The following is a 14,799-nucleotide window of genomic DNA, read 5'->3' on the forward strand; positions in this document are numbered from 1 at the left end:
ATTCAGTGGCAAGTCGCGGTGTAAAAAAACGCTCGCTCATTTCTTCCAGCCCTAGCTCCCGCATCACCTCTTGCAAGCGCTTGCTAGGACCCCTGGTTGGCAAGCCCTTGTAGCTGGCAATAATCAATTCATTTTTCATGGAATGCTCCCACCCCACCAGCTCCGTCGCAGTGACCTGGTAGCCGTGCGCTTCCAATTGCAGACATCGCAGGACATTGGTGACGTGACTGCCAAACTCACGAGTGTGAATGGGATGACGCCACAATTCGGTCAGGTTATCCCGGCCCAGTGCCTTGCCTTTGTTCGCCTTTAAGATGGAAGCGACTTCCGCTTGGCAGCACGGCACAAGCACGATGAACTTCGCCTGTTTTTGCAATGCGAAACGAATGGCGTCATCGGTTGCCGTATTGCACGCATGCAACGCAGTAACGACATCGACCGTTTCCGGTAACTGCGTCGAATCGGTTGATTCGGCTACCGATAAATTCAGGAACGTCATGCCGGAAAACTTCAATCTCTGCGCTAGTTCCTGCGATTTCTTGACCAATTCATCACGGGTTTCGATACCGTAGATGCGCGACTTGTCGTGCAGTTTTTTAAAAAACAGGTCATAAAGGATAAAACCGAGATAAGACTTGCCCGCGCCATGATCCACGAGGCTGATATCGGCATGAATCTGCTGCACAGCCAATAGCAGCGGTTCGATGAACTGGTAGAGGTGGTAGACCTGTTTGAGCTTACGGCGGCTATCCTGGTTTAGCCTGCCATCGCTGGTCAGAATATGTAGCTCTTTCAGCAGTTCGATCGACTGACCGGGCTTGATATCGGGATTGTTGCTCATGATGGAAAGGTTCGATTCAAAAGTGCGGGCGGCCAGATTTTGACCGTTGAGTTTGGGCACGATGGGTCTCAGCTTTTTACCGACCCATCGATAGAGAATGTATCCTGTGCAGGGGCCACGTGAAAAATACGTCGCCGACAACGCAGATTATCGCACTGCTGACCTATGACCTACTGCAAGCGGCATGGTTTGGCTTGGGCAGCAACTAAGCGATATTGTGAAGAGAGTTAGATTTCGACCGTTCCGTTTCATGCCATAAGAGACTCATTTCTGTATTCTTCCGGTATGGATAAAGACCACCACATCATGCTCAGCGGTCCGTTTAAAATTTTTGATTCACACGGGCAACAATGGGACGTCAAGTCAATCCATATCGTTGATCAAAGTTATGCGATCGTTGACGTTTATGTCGAAATGGCATCGTCGATGGGCGGTACGCCCCTCTACGAAGATCTGATGATCATCAGGCAGATTCTCTCGAGACTGCGTTCGCTGGGTTACAAAGGCCCCGACTTTGCTTATGGCGACCCTGGCATGCAGGATGAAATGCTAATGGTATTGGAAGCTCCTGAAGAATTCGGCCAGTTCGCGGTGACAAAAGGCTGGAAAAACCTCGCAGAAGAATATATTCACGGTGCCGAGGACAATTCTTCCGAGCTTGCGTCAGAAGCCCCTTCTCGCTGGCATTTCTCCGAACTGATGCGGAAGTTGGGGGTATGGTAATCAAAGCACGATCGGATTTCAAATGTTGGACGGCTATCATGACGGTCCGTTGCCGGCCGGACTCGGCGGCAGGATGGCACCGCCTGCCGGCTGCTAAAGGTCGCTTTGCAGACCTTGGCTGACCGCTGGCGAGAGACCCTTGCCGACCCACAGTTCACCCCCGACCGTCTCAATAGCGGTCATTCGCGGTGTATCAAGTACGAAATCGCCGAGCTAGCTGCCAAGAAAGTGCAAAGCCTCCAAGACCAGCACTGGCCGCAATGGTAGCCAAGTACACAAGCACACTCGACCCTGATTGTAGGGAAGCTACTCCCATCGCCAGGGCGAGAAGTCCAACTGATAGAGCCGCATCTGCGCCTTTCCCTATGACAAAGCCGATGGCGCAGCGGGCAGCGACGCTCGAAGGTAAGAACAATCTGAATACAAGAGCTGCGGCACAAAACACTACCCCTGTAGCCGCCGCGATCAAAGCCATGGAGAAGAGCGAGCCCATCTGCCTTCCTTTACTCTCGTCGTAAAGTTGATCAAGTCATTTTACCCTTCGCCTATTGCTGATGAAGGGCGTTCACTTTTGGGTGCGTTCGCCAGCACGAGCGTATGGTTATGCAGGCAGGTATAGGGCACATACCGGATCTGGCTTGGGCGACGGCGAAAGACTCGTGGCGACCCACAGCAGTCCTTGCCTCTTCCCGAAAGCGGACAGCTTACCTCCTCCGGCGGACCATCTCAGCCAGATACGACTCGAACCCCAAGGAACGGTAAAGCGCTTCAGACGCCGGTGTCGATGCGAGTCCGATGGTTCGGATGCCGATCATTTCTGCTTGGGCAAGCAAGTTCTGGACAAGGTCAGTGGCTATGCCGTTTCGTCGCCAATCTGGGCGCGTCCAGACGTTTACGATACGTGCTCGCATTGGATTAGAATCGCCTCGCGTTGGCCCCCATTGCAGCAGCAGCATGCCTGCTCCGGCAATGACTTCGTTTCTCGACTCAGCAAAAAGACCGATATAGCTTCCCCGCACGATCGCACCTTTGAGCCATTGAGCATATGCGTCCAGATCCTCCTGAGACGCAAGTTCGTCATAGCGGTGCTGGCCTACTGCGGCCTCATCCCCATCGAGTACAGCGCGGATTGTCCAGAGAGCGGGAGGCAAAGTCAGGTCAGGGTCGAGTCGTATTGTTTCGCGAAGGATACCATCAAGCGAAAAGGATTAGATCGGCTGCTATTGTGTGAGTATCCGCCCGTCCTTCCTTGAGGACGACATGCCGAACTCGCCTCAATGGGGACGGTTGCTTTTCTCCGAAGTAGTCATAGTCTGCAGATTCAGCTGTCGCCATGATTGCAGACCGAGCCAAGCTCGGATGACTGGCTACGTCTTTGTTCATGACAGCATAATTGCAATCACATTTACTTATCTGCTGCCTTGAACCGAGTTGAGAATCGCCCTGCGCTACTTCAAATGCTTACCTCCAGCCACGATGCCAGCCATAAGAAGGGTGGCGCCATCCCCAGCCATAGTGAGGATGGTAGGCCCATACATAGCCGACAGCAGGCGCTTGGTAAGTCGGAGCCACATACACAACACCAGGTGGGGTGGCATAGGCTGGTTGTGCTGGTGCGAAAACGCAACCGCTTAGTGCGAGCGCGGTAAATGCCGCGGTGAAAAGAGGGGCAGTTTGCATCGTGTTTGGCAACCTTATCAGACGAATACATTTCAATAAATGAGCAATTGGTAGAACCACTCATCTAGGGCTAGTCTTACGCTCTAAAGCGCGTTTCGCATGTTTTGACCAACATACAGCTCGATGAACGTCCATATTCGGTAAGCCGGTGACAATGGCGTCATGAACTTTGTAAGACAATGTTTCGTTTCTGCATTAGGTGGAGCGCCATTGAGAACGCGATGGCTAAAACCGCTCCTGGCAGATTTCTGCCGGTCAAGAATTTCCGTTGGCAGGTTGCTTCGAACCACCAAACCGACGTTCCCGAAGCGAAGCCGACCGGCAGAGGTCGGTCAGGTCGCCCCGGTCCCGCCACGTCGGTTTCAACCCCGAATTCGGTGTGTCGCATATATCACTCTCGGCTATCCGTAGGTCAGTCGCGTCAACTATGGCCACCAGTTGCATCACTGTGGCGCCAGTTGCAATTAATTTGGCGCCCTACGCCTTTTCCAGCTGGACGAGCCTTCGAGGCAGATCGATAGAAGTTATTTGACATGACCGCATGCTCCCAAACCACCTCTTTCATCCCCGTATGCGCGGCGATGACGGAGCACGATCAATGGTGTTTAAGTTAATCCAAAGGACCTTTAAGCACCCGCTCAGGCAAAACCTTGCTTTGCCTCCCGTTGCAGCATATCCAGCAAGGCCTGTGCGGGCGGCGACAAAACGCTGCCCTTGCGGGTAATGAAACCGAGCGTTCTGCTGACGACGGGCTGGGAAAGGGGAATGCTCACGAGCGAAGGATAATGCTCGGCCGACAAGGCCAGCGCAGGAACTACGGCTACGCCGAGACCAGCAGCAACCATGCCGAGGGCTCCTGTCACATGATCCACCTCATAGGAAATGAGCGGGCGTTTCGACAGTTTCGCCAGCGCGTTATCCAGCAGTAGCCGGTTGCTGCTGCGTGCCGACACCGATATGAAACGCTCGTCGACCAGTTCCTTCCAGGTCACGGATTTCTGCTTGGCGAGCCGGTGATCGCGCCGCGCCGCCAGGACATAGCGTTCCGTATGGGCGGCACGAAAGTCGATATCCGCTTCCTGTGCGCCGGTGAAATTCACGCCAAAGTCCGCGACGGCGGACACCACGCTTTTCAGCACGCTCTCACCGCTTTCATCGATCACCTTGACGCGGACTTTCGGATATTGCTCCGAAAACGATTTCAGCAGGTTCGGCAGCACATGATGCGCTACGGACGGCACGCAGGCGATCGTTACCAACCCGGCGCGCTGCTGCGCGCTGTCGGAAGCGCCATGGAGCGCCGCTTCCAGTTCTTCGGCGATGGCGCGCGCATGCGACAAAAATACCCGCCCCGCGTCGGTCAGGGCGACGCGGCGGCTGGTCCGGTCGAGCAGGCGTACGCCTGCCGCCCCCTCGAGCTTCTCGATACGACGGCTCAGCGCCGGCTGGGAAATGAACATTTCCTCGGCTGCGGCCCGGAAGCTCAGCTTTTCCGCCACCGCCATGAGCGCGTGAAGGTCGCCAATCTCGAGATCAATACGTTTCATGCATCGAACGATCATAACTATGCAATTTACTTATTGTCGCATAGTGACCATGATCCTGTGCATTCGCTCAATAAAAAATACCGGAGGTGACGATGTACCTTTTCTCTCTCATCAGGAAGCGGACCGCCTGGTTCGCCGTCTTGTGGCTCTTTCTTGCCGCCGGACAGGCGTTCGCCGCGGAACTGCGCGTGGTCAGTTCCGGCGGGCTGGCCGAGGCTTATCGTCGGCTGGCGCCTGAATTCGAGCGTCGCACCGGTCATACGCTCATTGCCGGCTGGGGCCCGTCCATGGGCGATACCGTGGATGCGATTCCGAATCGCCTCAAGCGCGGCGAGAGCATCGACGTGGTGATCATGGTCGGCAGCGCGCTCGACGGACTCATCAAGGAGGGCAAGATCGCTCCCGGGAGTGCGGCCCTGCTTGCGCGTTCCAACATCGGCGTTGCGGTCAAGGCGGGGGCCAGGAAGCCGGACATTTCGACCGTCACGTCGCTGAAGGATGCCTTGATCAATGCCAGGTCGATCGCCTATTCGGACAGCGCCAGCGGCGTGTACCTGTCGACTGTCCTGTTCCCAAAGCTAGGGATCGCCGACGCGATCAAGACCAAGAGCCGGATGATCCCGGCCGAGCCGGTCGCGCGCGTGGTGGCCCGCGGCGATGCCGAAATCGGCTTTCAGCAGATCAGCGAGCTTTTGCCGGTGGCCGGGATCGATGTGGTCGGGCCGCTGCCTCCAGAGGTCCAGCACGTCACGCTGTTTTCCGTCGGAATCGTGGCCGGCACCAAAGAACCCGAAGCCGCCAACGCACTCATCCAATTCCTCTTGTCCCCGGAAGCCGCGTCGGTCATGCGCGAGACCGGACTTGAGCCTTCCGGCAACGCCAGGTAACCAACCAATAGCCATGTAAAAGGAGCAGACATGAGCCTATCCAGCACAGTCCGTGCCTCGAAGCTGACTACCGTACTGCGGGTCACGAGCGGCAACTTCCTCGAGATGTTCGATTTCTTCCTCTACGGGTTTTACGCGACCTATATCTCGAAGGAATTTTTCCCCGCCGGAAATGACTATGTTTCGCTGATGATGACCTTCGTCACCTTCGGCGCCGGCTTCCTGATGCGGCCCTTGGGCGCGGTCATCCTTGGCAGCTATATCGACCGTATCGGGCGCCGCAAGGGGCTCATCGTCACCCTCGGCATCATGGCTTGCGGCACGGTGCTGATTGCCTTCGTGCCGTCGTACCAATCGATCGGCATCATCGCGCCGCTCCTGGTGTTGACCGGGCGGTTATTGCAAGGATTCTCGGCCGGCGTCGAGCTGGGCGGCGTATCCGTGTATCTGTCGGAGATGGCGACACCCGGCCACAAGGGCTTTTATGTCAGCTGGCAGTCGGCGAGCCAACAGGCGGCGATCATGTTCGCCGCGCTGATCGGTTTCCTGCTGAACCAATGGCTGCAGCCGGCGCAAATCGTTGCCTGGGGCTGGCGCGTTCCGTTCTTCATCGGATGCTCCATCATTCCGCTCATTTTCGTCATCCGCCGCTCGTTGCAGGAGACGGATGAGTTTCTGGCGAAGAAGCATCATCCGACCTTTCGGCAGATCATGGCCTCGATCGCGGAAAACTGGCGCATCGTCACGCTTGGCATGATGCTCGTCGTGATGACCACGGTCTCCTTCTACCTGATCACGGTCTATGCGCCAACCTTCGGCAAGGACGTCCTCAAGCTCAGTGCGGCGGACAGTTTGCTGGTGACCTTCTGCGTCGGCATGTCGAATTTCTTCTGGCTGCCCGTGATGGGCGCGCTGTCGGACCGCATCGGCCGCTGGCCTATCCTGATCGTGTTCTCGATCCTGCCGATTGCCACCGCCCATCCCATCCTGTCGTGGCTGGTCACGAACCCAAGCTTCGAGAACATGCTGGTGACCGAACTGTGGCTGTCCTTCCTCTATGCCAGCTATAACGGAGCCACCATCGTCGCGCTGACGGAAGTCATGCCGGCGCACGTCCGCACTGTCGGTTTCTCGCTCGCGTACAGCCTTGCCACGGCACTCTTCGGCGGGTTCACGCCCCTGGTGTCCACCTGGCTCATCGAGGTCACCGGCGACAAGGCAGCGCCAGGCTACTGGATGGCGTTCGCCGCCGCTTGCGCATTGGTTGCCGCGGTTGTTCTCTATCGCAAGGACTTCGGCCGTCGCACCGCGACGCTGGCCGCATGACGATGCCATCGTAAAAAGGCCGATGCCATGACTTGCACGTAGGACTGCATCGTGTGGATGGTAGTGGACGGTTAGAAGCCCTCCGTTTGTGATGACACAACGGAGGGCTTAAATACATTTAATGTCGCAACCGGGTCCGGAACCGAAGTTTCTCCAGGCGCAAGATTAGTCCGCTAAAATGGACGCACAATGCCATGACCGGATGCAAAGCCGGCATGCGAACCCGACACGAGGAGACGACATGAACCCAGCCTTCAGGCTGCTCTGGGTATCCGGCGCCATTGCGGTTGCCGGCTGCGCCATGCAGCAACCCGCCACCGATGCCAAGGTTGCCGACAGCGACCTGCGGCGCATCGAGAACATCGTCGTGATCTATGCCGAGAACCACAGCTTCGACAACATGTACGGCATGTTTCCCGGCGCGAACGGCGTGGCGAACGCCACCGCGCAGCAGAAGACCCAGCTCGACCACGATGGCAAGCCGCTGGCCACGCTGCCGCCGGTCTACGACAGCCACGGCCAGCCGATCGCGCGCTTTCCGCGGGGTCTGCCGAACGGGCCCTTCCGCATCGATGCGCCGCCGGTCGGCGCGACCTTCGACCAGATCCTGCCGAACCCCATTCACAACTTCTACCAGAACATCGAGCAGATCAATGGCGGGCGCAACGACATGTTCGTCGCCATGACCAACGTCGGCGCCTGGAACATGGGCTACTACGACGGCTCGTCGCTGAAGGTGTGGCGCTGGGCGCGCGAGTACACGCTGGCCGACAACTTCTTCATGGGCGCCTTCGGCGGCTCCTTCCTCAACCACCAGTGGCTGGTCTGCGCCTGCTCGCCGGTCTACAAGGACGCGCCCGCGAACCTGCGCGCCCAGCTCGATGACAAGGGACGCCTCAGGAAAAAGCCTTCCTCGCCGGCCTCGGTCATGGATGGCCCGGTGCAAGCCATGGACGGCACCGTGACTCCCGACGGCTTCGTGGTCAATACCTCCCAGCCGCCCTACCAGCCGAGCGGCATCCCGCCGGGAAGCGATCCCGCGCTCGCCGACCCGGCCAAGCATCCGGTGCCGCCGCAGGTGGCGACGACCATCGGCGACACGCTGTCGTCCAAGGGCGTGTCCTGGGCCTGGTATTCCGGCGCCTGGAATGCCGCCAACGCCGACGGCAGGCAGCCCGCCGGCGCGAAGCGGCAGGTCATCGGCAACCGCGAACCATCCAGCCCCAATTTCCAGACACATCACCAGCCCTTCAACTACTTCAAGCGTTTCGCACCCGGCACAGCAGACCGCGAACGCCACCTGAAGGACGCCGACGACATGATGCGGGCGATCGACGAAGGCAATCTGCCCCAGGTCACCTTCTACAAGCCGCCCGGACGCCTGACCCAGCATCCCAGCTATACCGACATCCGCAGCGGCGACGAGCACATCGCCGATGTGCTGGAACGCCTGCGGCGCAGCCCGCAATGGGGGAAGATGGCGGTGATCGTCACCTATGACGAGAACGGCGGCTACTGGGACCACGTGCCGCCGCCGAGCGGCGCGGGCTGGGGCGACCGCTGGGGACCGGGAACGCGGATTCCGACCCTCGTCATTTCCCCCTTCGCGAAGCGCGGGCATGTCGACCATGTCACCATGGATACCACGTCGATCCTGAAATTCATCACGCGCCGCTTCGAGCTCGAACCCTTGCCCGGCGTGCGCAAGAACATGGGAGACCTGACGAGCGCCTTCGACTTCGCGCAGCAGGGACGCTAGGAACCAGGCTCAGCGGGCGGCGCCTCGATCCGCAGCCAGGGCCACCGTTCCTGGTACGACGCCGCCTTGCGCTCGAACAGGTCGCGGTGCGGCACCAGCGGATTCATCGTCAGCCTGCCCTCGTACAGCAGTGCCAGGCCATTCGGCGCGTAAATGTCGCCGGGGCGCACGCCGACGCAGGTCGCCGGCACGAGGAAGCGGTCGATGCCTTCGCGGGCACTGCGCAAGGGCTCATAGGGATGACCGAAATCCGCCTCGTACCAGAGGTGCACCCGGGCCTGGTTCGCGACGTCGACGGATGCGCCCAGGTCGGCGAGGATGGCATCGACCCGCCGCTGCGTACTCTGCTCGGCTTCCTTGCTCAGGTCGTGCGGGTCGTAGTAGAAGAGGTCGTAGTCCTTGATGCCGGCTTCGGGCAGCCTGCCAGAGCGCAGGTTCCACACGGTCTGGAACAGGCATCCCGCCACCAGCCATCCGTCGGGCAGGTCGAGCGCCTGCCAGCGCTCCAGGATGGCCTGGTTGTTGCGGTTTTGCAGGATGTCGTGCAAGAAAGGGCGATGCATGGCGCGTATGGAATCCAAGGATGTTTCGTTTTTTCAATGAGCTCGGCTCCTGCCTGTCTGCCTTCATGCAGGACGGGTGGATGCCGCGGGAAATTTTAAAGTAAAAGTTTTGTCTGAACTGCGCTCCCCCGGATTCGTCCAGGCCCTGTCGGGGAGCGAAACTTCCCTGTCAATTCACTTGAGGACAAAACGATGCCAGTAGACGCAAAGTACAAGACCACGGCCACGGCCACCGGCGGCGGCCGCGATGGCAAGACGGCGCTTGCCGATGGAAGCATGTCTCTTCAGCTGACGGTGCCCAAGGAACTGGGCGGGCCGGGCGGCGAGGGCGCGAACCCGGAGAAACTGTTTGCGCTGGGCTATTCCGCCTGCTTCCTGGGCGCGATGCGGGTAGCGGCGGGCCAGACCAAGGTCAAGATTCCCGAAGGCACGACCGTGACCGCAACCATCGGCATCGGACCGCGCTCCGAAGGCGGGTTCGGCATCACCGCCGAGCTGGACGTCTACCTGCCCGGAATGGCGCAAGCCGATGCGCAAAAGCTGGTCGAGGTTACGCATGGCATCTGCCCCTACTCGAACGCCATCAAGGCCAGCGTGGACGTGAAGACCACGACCAGGTCGTGATGTTGCAAAGGCTTGCCGGGCAGGAATCGATCGGAGGCTGAAGCGAAGGCATCGTTCGCCCCGAGGCGGGATATCGCCGTTGCCGGCGACGGCGATGTCATCCGCTCTTGCCTTCGCCCTCCGCCTGCCGGTACACCATGACCGGTAGATGCGAGCCCGCCAGCACCTTCAGGGTAACGCTGCCCGGCAGGAGTTGCGCCCCGCCGCCCTGGCCGTGCGAGCCCATGAAGATGAGGTCGCATGCATGCCGGCGCGCGGTGCGCAGGATTTCCGCCGCGGTATCGTCGGCGAACGTCACGTCGCCGAGAAATTTCAGGTCCGCCGCCTGTGCGGCATTGCGCATCTGCCCGAGGAAGGTCTCGCCGGCCGTCTTCATCGACGAGCGGTATTCGTCATCGCTCAGGTAGGTGGGCGGCAAGGATTCGAGGTAGATCGGGTAGTGCGAGAGCGGGGCGACGAACAGGCCGACGATGTCCGCATGAACCTGGCGCGCGAACTCGATGCCGGCGCCCGACGCCAGCCTGGCCGCCTGGGATCCATCGGTAGGAAGAAGAATGCGCGTGAACATGGTGGCTTGCGGCAACGAAGCGACGGTGCCTGACCCTGTCCATTCTAGGAACAATCGGTTGCCGTGCAAGCGGTTGCGACACCGCCGCGCGGCCGTTTCGGACAATTTTGACCTCAGACAAAAACGCCGCCCCCCGGCGCATCGTTCCATTGTTCAATAGACCCAGGAGCATGCCAGCGATTTTTCCGGGGGCATCATGCAGGCGTTCTTGTTCGCGACAGGCATCGAAAACAGTTACCCGACGATTTCCCGTGCCGGCGGCACGCTGCGGGTCGACGAAATGGCCAAGACCGGCCACTACGGCAGGGTCGCGGAAGACCTGCGCCTCGCGAAGGACCTGGGTATCGACCTGCTGCGCTATGGGCCGCCTTACTATCTCATCCATGCGGGTCCCGGGACTTACCACTGGGAACATGCGGATGAGGCGTTCAACCTGATCCGGGAACTGGGCATCGCTCCCTGCGCCGACCTGTGCCATTTCGGCGTGCCCGACTGGCTGCAGAATTTCCAGAACCCCGACTTTCCCGCGCATTTCGCCGAGTACGCGGGCGCGTTCGCGCAGCGCTATCCCTGGGTCCGGCTTTATACGCCGATCAACGAGATGTACGTCACCGCGCATTTCTCGGCGCAACTCGGGCTGTGGAACGAATGCCTGAGCAGCGACCGCGCCTTCGTGACCGCCACCCGGCTCATCGGGCGTGCCAACATCCTGGCGACCGAGGCCATCCTCAAGGTGCAGCCGTCGGCGCGCTTCATCCAGAGCGAATCGTCGGAGTATTTCCATCCGGCGGATCCGGACGCGGTGGCGCTGGCACGCCGCCTCAACGAGCGCCGCTTCCTGTCGCTCGATCTTTGCTACGGCTACGACCTGTGCGCCACCACGTATGAATTCCTGCTCGAGAACGGCATGCGCAAGGAAGATTTTCGTTTCTTCATGGAGCACAACATCCGCCCGGTCTGCATCATGGGAAACGATTATTACGCGACCAACGAGCATATCGTCCATCCGGACGGGCGCACCGAGGCCTATGAAATGCTCGGCTATTACGTGATTACCAAGCAGTATTACGACCGCTACCGCCTGCCGGTCATGCACACCGAGACCAACAACCGGGACAGCAACGGCAGCGAGAAGGACGCATGTTCCTGGCTGAAGCGCCAGTGGGGCAACCTGGTGCGCCTGAAGGAAGACGGCGTGCCCATCATCGGTTTCACCTGGTACAGCCTGATCGACCAGGTCGACTGGGACAGCCTGCTCGTCGAGGACAAGGGCTCCGTCAACGAGCTTGGCCTCTACGACCTGCAGCGGCGCATCCGGCCGGTCGGACTGGCCTATCGCGATCTCATCCAGACCTGGCGGGGCCACATTTCGAACGGCATGCTGTCGATCTACTGATCCACTGATCAACCGAGGCGACCCCGCATTGCCAGCAGGCCAGAGTGGCTTCATGTCCGCTTTCCCGGCAGATTTGACCTGGATCACGCAGCCGGCTTCACGCGGCGGCGCGGCCTGCCTACCATGGCGGAAAGCCCGGCGCGTTCACCGGGGATGCACGCATGCGTGCCAAGGAGCCGCCATGAAAGTCGTCTACATCGCCGCCTCGGTGCTTGCCATCGGGCTTGCCGCGGGATCGCTGCAGGGATGTTCCCCCGGCTATCCCTACAAGATCTCGCAACAAGACGCCGGTCCCGGCATGGCAAGGCATGTCGACCAGCAGCAAGGCTGGCATTCGGCCCGCGCCGCCGGCATGCAGGATCATCCGCACATGCATGGCATGCAGGAAAGGCACGGACAGGCAATGATGGATCACGACGGCCCTTGCGGCGAGGATGACTGAACGATGACCGCGCAATACATTCGCTGGTTTTCCGACCTTGGCCGCGGCGACGTCGCACTGGCCGGCGGGAAGAATGCTTCGCTCGGCGAGATGTACCGCCAGCTGTCGGACAGCGGCATCCTCGTCCCGAACGGTTTCGCCATCACGGCGCCGGCATACCGTTACGTTCTTGAACGGTCCGGCGCATGGGAACAGGTCCGGCAGCTGATGACGGGACTGGATCCGGACAGGCTCGACGATCTGGCGCGCCGCGCGCAGTCAGCGCGCGAGCTCATCTACGGCTCGCCGCTTCCCGATGACCTGTCCGGCGAGATACGCGAGGCGTATGCCCGCCTGAAGATGCAGTACGGCGACGCGATGACCGTCGCGGTGCGGAGTTCGGCGACGGCGGAAGACCTGCCCGAGGCCAGCTTCGCCGGCCAGCATGAAAGCTTCTTGAACGTCGATGGAGAGGCGGCCCTGCTCGACGCGGTGCGGCGATGCTTCGCCAGCCTGTATCGCGAGCGGGCCATCCGCTACCGCATCGACCATGGCTTCGATCATTCCCGGGTCCTGCTCTCGGTCGGCGTGATGAAGATGGTGCGTTCCGACCTCGCCGCCAGCGGCGTCGCCTTCTCGCTCGATACCGAATCCGGATTCAGGAACGTGGTGTTCATCACCGGCGCCTACGGCCTCGGGGAGAACGTCGTGCAGGGCACGGTGGATCCGGACGAGTTCTACGTGTTCAAGCCCTCCATGCGCAAGGGATGCCGCACCGTGCTGCGGCGTACCCTCGGCGCCAAGGAAGTCCGCATGGTCTACGCGGCGGGCAGGAGCGGCAGCACGACCCGCAACATTCCGACGGCGCAGGAAGACCGCCAGCGGTTCTGCATCACGGACGACGAAGTTGCCGGCATCGCGGACGCCGTCATGCGCATCGAAAGCCACTACTCGGAGGCCGCGGGCCATCCCGTTCCGATGGACGTGGAGTGGGCCAAGGACGGCATCGACGGCAAGCTGTACGTGGTCCAGGCCAGGCCGGAAACGGTCACCGCCCGCAGGAACGATGCGCTGCTGGAAAGGTGGAAGCTGGAGAAAGGCGCCGGCGCTGCCGTGCTGGCCAGGGGCAGGGCCGTCGGTACCAAGGTGGCGCAGGGGAAACTGAGGGTCATTCGCCATCCCGAAGAACTTGCGTCCTTCACGCCGGGAGACATCCTGGTGGCGGACACGACGACGCCCGATTGGGGCACGGTCATGAAAAGCGCCGCGGCGATCATCACCAACCGCGGCGGACGGACCTGCCACGCCGCGATCGTGGCGCGCGAAATGGGCATCCCCGCGGTGGTCGGCTGCGGCGACGCCACGTCCGTGCTGCGCACCGGGAACGAAGCGACGGTGTCCTGCGCCGAAGGGGACATCGGTACGGTCTACGCGGGCAAGCTGCCTTTCCATGTCGAACGCCACGACCTGTCGTCGCTGCCGCGCCCGCGCACAGCGCTCATGCTCAACGTCGGCAATCCGGACGCCGCCTTCCAGGCCGGCATGCTGCCAAGCGACGGGGCCGGACTGGTCCGCATCGAGTTCATCGTCGCCGAACAGATCCTGGCGCACCCAATGGCGCTGCTCCATCCGGACCAGGTCGACGACGACCGGGTGCGCCATGAAATCATGCGCTTGACGCAGGGACATGACAGCCCGGCCGCCTACTTCATCCGCCTGCTTTCGGAGGGCGTGGCGACGATCGCCGCCGCCTTCCATCCACGGCCCGTGATCGTCCGGATGTCCGACTTCAAGAGCAACGAATATGCGAACCTCCTCGGGGGACGCTGGTTCGAGCCGGTGGAAGACAATCCCATGATCGGGTTCCGCGGTGCGTCGCGCTATGTCCATCCGCGCTACCGCGAGGGCTTTGCGATGGAATGCGCTGCGATGAAGCGGGTGCGCGAAGACATGGGCCTGGACAACGTCAAGCTCATGATTCCATTCTGCCGCACGACCGGCGAGGCGAGGGCGGTGCTGCAGGAGATGGCCGGACATGGGCTGCGGCGCGGCGAGCAGGGGCTGGAAATCTACGTGATGTGCGAGATACCGAACAACGTCCTGCAGATCGATGCCTTTGCCGAGCTGTTCGACGGATTCTCCATCGGATCGAACGACCTGACCCAGCTCGTGCTCGGCGTGGACCGCGACTCGGAACTCGTAGCCGCCGACTTCGACGAGCATGATCCGGGCCTGCTCGCGATGCTGCGCATGGCGATCGAGGGAGCGAAGCGCAATGGTCGCCACGTCGGCATTTGCGGACAGGCTCCATCGGACTACCCGGACATCGCGGAGTATCTGGTCGGGCTCGGCATCGAGTCGATCAGCCTCAATCCCGATTCCCTGCTCGCCACCATGGAACGCGTCCTGGAATGCGAGCGCCGCCTGGGCCGGCCGGGGCGCGGGCGGAACGATCAATGACGGA

General features: G+C 60.8%; 14 protein-coding genes. 8 read left to right on the plus strand and 6 right to left on the minus strand.

Going from position 1 to position 14,799, the window contains the following annotated elements; translation table 11 throughout:
- On the minus strand, positions 1 to 841 hold an 841-nt coding region (locus G3574_RS17550), incomplete at its 3' end, for a class I SAM-dependent methyltransferase (protein ID WP_163966040.1).
- Between the two features lie 306 nt (positions 842 to 1,147).
- Between G3574_RS17550 and G3574_RS17555 the strand changes: the two genes are divergently transcribed.
- Positions 1,148 to 1,564 (plus strand): hypothetical protein, encoded by a 417-nt coding sequence (locus tag G3574_RS17555; protein WP_205609835.1) that lies wholly within the window; start codon positions 1,148 to 1,150, stop codon positions 1,562 to 1,564.
- Between the two features lie 704 nt (positions 1,565 to 2,268).
- Here the strand turns inward: G3574_RS17555 and G3574_RS28960 are convergent.
- From G3574_RS28960 to G3574_RS17570, 3 genes are all read right to left on the minus strand, one after another.
- Entirely contained in the window at positions 2,269 to 2,715 is a 447-nt protein-coding gene (locus G3574_RS28960; protein ID WP_205609836.1) for a GNAT family N-acetyltransferase, read from the minus strand.
- Between the two features lie 310 nt (positions 2,716 to 3,025).
- Entirely contained in the window at positions 3,026 to 3,244 is a 219-nt protein-coding gene (locus tag G3574_RS28415) for a hypothetical protein (protein ID WP_163965984.1), read from the minus strand.
- Between the two features lie 638 nt (positions 3,245 to 3,882).
- Positions 3,883 to 4,806, minus strand: a complete 924-nt coding sequence (locus tag G3574_RS17570) for a LysR family transcriptional regulator (protein WP_235953493.1) — start codon at positions 4,804 to 4,806, stop codon at positions 3,883 to 3,885.
- A gap of 77 nt (positions 4,807 to 4,883) precedes the next feature.
- Between G3574_RS17570 and G3574_RS17575 the strand changes: the two genes are divergently transcribed.
- From G3574_RS17575 to acpA, 3 genes are all read left to right on the plus strand, one after another.
- The gene (locus tag G3574_RS17575) at positions 4,884 to 5,678 is read left to right on the plus strand and encodes a substrate-binding domain-containing protein (protein ID WP_163965987.1); all 795 of its coding nucleotides are present in this window, start codon (positions 4,884 to 4,886) and stop codon (positions 5,676 to 5,678) included.
- A 30-nt stretch (positions 5,679 to 5,708) separates the two neighbouring features.
- Positions 5,709 to 7,004: an MFS transporter gene (gene tcuC, locus G3574_RS17580; RefSeq protein ID WP_163965990.1), complete on the plus strand. Its 1,296-nt coding sequence runs from the start codon at positions 5,709 to 5,711 to the stop codon at positions 7,002 to 7,004.
- A 241-nt stretch (positions 7,005 to 7,245) separates the two neighbouring features.
- Positions 7,246 to 8,763 (plus strand): acid phosphatase, encoded by a 1,518-nt coding sequence (gene acpA, locus G3574_RS17585; RefSeq protein WP_163965993.1) that lies wholly within the window; start codon positions 7,246 to 7,248, stop codon positions 8,761 to 8,763.
- Here the strand turns inward: acpA and G3574_RS17590 are convergent.
- Positions 8,760 to 9,326, minus strand: a complete 567-nt coding sequence (locus G3574_RS17590) for a nucleotidyltransferase family protein (RefSeq protein WP_163965996.1) — start codon at positions 9,324 to 9,326, stop codon at positions 8,760 to 8,762. The genes acpA and G3574_RS17590 overlap by 4 nt on opposite strands.
- 192 nt (positions 9,327 to 9,518) lie before the next feature.
- On the opposite strand from G3574_RS17590, the gene G3574_RS17595 reads away from it, so the two are divergent.
- Complete coding sequence (locus G3574_RS17595; RefSeq protein WP_163965999.1) at positions 9,519 to 9,950, plus strand: organic hydroperoxide resistance protein; 432 nt, start codon at positions 9,519 to 9,521, stop codon at positions 9,948 to 9,950.
- 97 nt (positions 9,951 to 10,047) lie between these two features.
- Here G3574_RS17595 and G3574_RS17600 read toward each other — a convergent pair whose 3' ends face one another.
- Entirely contained in the window at positions 10,048 to 10,518 is a 471-nt protein-coding gene (locus tag G3574_RS17600; RefSeq protein ID WP_163966002.1) for a universal stress protein, read from the minus strand.
- 196 nt (positions 10,519 to 10,714) lie between these two features.
- Here G3574_RS17600 and G3574_RS17605 point away from each other — a divergent pair, with 196 nt between their 5' ends.
- The 3 genes from G3574_RS17605 (at position 10,715) to ppsA (ending at position 14,795) form a co-directional block, all read left to right on the plus strand.
- Positions 10,715 to 11,914, plus strand: coding sequence for a family 1 glycosylhydrolase (locus G3574_RS17605; protein WP_163966005.1), 1,200 nt, complete (start codon positions 10,715 to 10,717; stop codon positions 11,912 to 11,914).
- A gap of 181 nt (positions 11,915 to 12,095) precedes the next feature.
- Positions 12,096 to 12,356, plus strand: a complete 261-nt coding sequence (locus tag G3574_RS17610) for a hypothetical protein (RefSeq protein WP_163966009.1) — start codon at positions 12,096 to 12,098, stop codon at positions 12,354 to 12,356.
- 3 nt (positions 12,357 to 12,359) lie between these two features.
- Positions 12,360 to 14,795, plus strand: a complete 2,436-nt coding sequence (gene ppsA, locus G3574_RS17615) for a phosphoenolpyruvate synthase (RefSeq protein WP_163966011.1) — start codon at positions 12,360 to 12,362, stop codon at positions 14,793 to 14,795.
- Positions 14,796 to 14,799: the final 4 nt, after the last annotated feature.

Source organism: Noviherbaspirillum galbum, assembly GCF_010974945.1.
Taxonomy (GTDB): domain Bacteria; phylum Pseudomonadota; class Gammaproteobacteria; order Burkholderiales; family Burkholderiaceae_D; genus Noviherbaspirillum; species Noviherbaspirillum galbum.

Excerpts from the sequence above, each read along its gene's own strand:
- G3574_RS17555 (WP_205609835.1), top strand. The coding sequence starts at position 1,148 with ATGCTCAGCGGTCCGTTTAAAATTTTTGATTCACACGGGCAACAATGG.
- G3574_RS28415 (WP_163965984.1), bottom strand. The coding sequence starts at position 3,244 with ATGCAAACTGCCCCTCTTTTCACCGCGGCATTTACCGCGCTCGCACTA.
- G3574_RS17570 (WP_235953493.1), bottom strand. The coding sequence starts at position 4,806 with ATGATCGTTCGATGCATGAAACGTATTGATCTCGAGATTGGCGACCTT.
- G3574_RS17575 (WP_163965987.1), top strand. The coding sequence starts at position 4,884 with ATGTACCTTTTCTCTCTCATCAGGAAGCGGACCGCCTGGTTCGCCGTC.
- tcuC (WP_163965990.1), top strand. The coding sequence starts at position 5,709 with ATGAGCCTATCCAGCACAGTCCGTGCCTCGAAGCTGACTACCGTACTG.
- acpA (WP_163965993.1), top strand. The coding sequence starts at position 7,246 with ATGAACCCAGCCTTCAGGCTGCTCTGGGTATCCGGCGCCATTGCGGTT.
- G3574_RS17590 (WP_163965996.1), bottom strand. The coding sequence starts at position 9,326 with ATGCATCGCCCTTTCTTGCACGACATCCTGCAAAACCGCAACAACCAG.
- G3574_RS17595 (WP_163965999.1), top strand. The coding sequence starts at position 9,519 with ATGCCAGTAGACGCAAAGTACAAGACCACGGCCACGGCCACCGGCGGC.
- G3574_RS17600 (WP_163966002.1), bottom strand. The coding sequence starts at position 10,518 with ATGTTCACGCGCATTCTTCTTCCTACCGATGGATCCCAGGCGGCCAGG.
- G3574_RS17605 (WP_163966005.1), top strand. The coding sequence starts at position 10,715 with ATGCAGGCGTTCTTGTTCGCGACAGGCATCGAAAACAGTTACCCGACG.
- G3574_RS17610 (WP_163966009.1), top strand. The coding sequence starts at position 12,096 with ATGAAAGTCGTCTACATCGCCGCCTCGGTGCTTGCCATCGGGCTTGCC.
- ppsA (WP_163966011.1), top strand. The coding sequence starts at position 12,360 with ATGACCGCGCAATACATTCGCTGGTTTTCCGACCTTGGCCGCGGCGAC.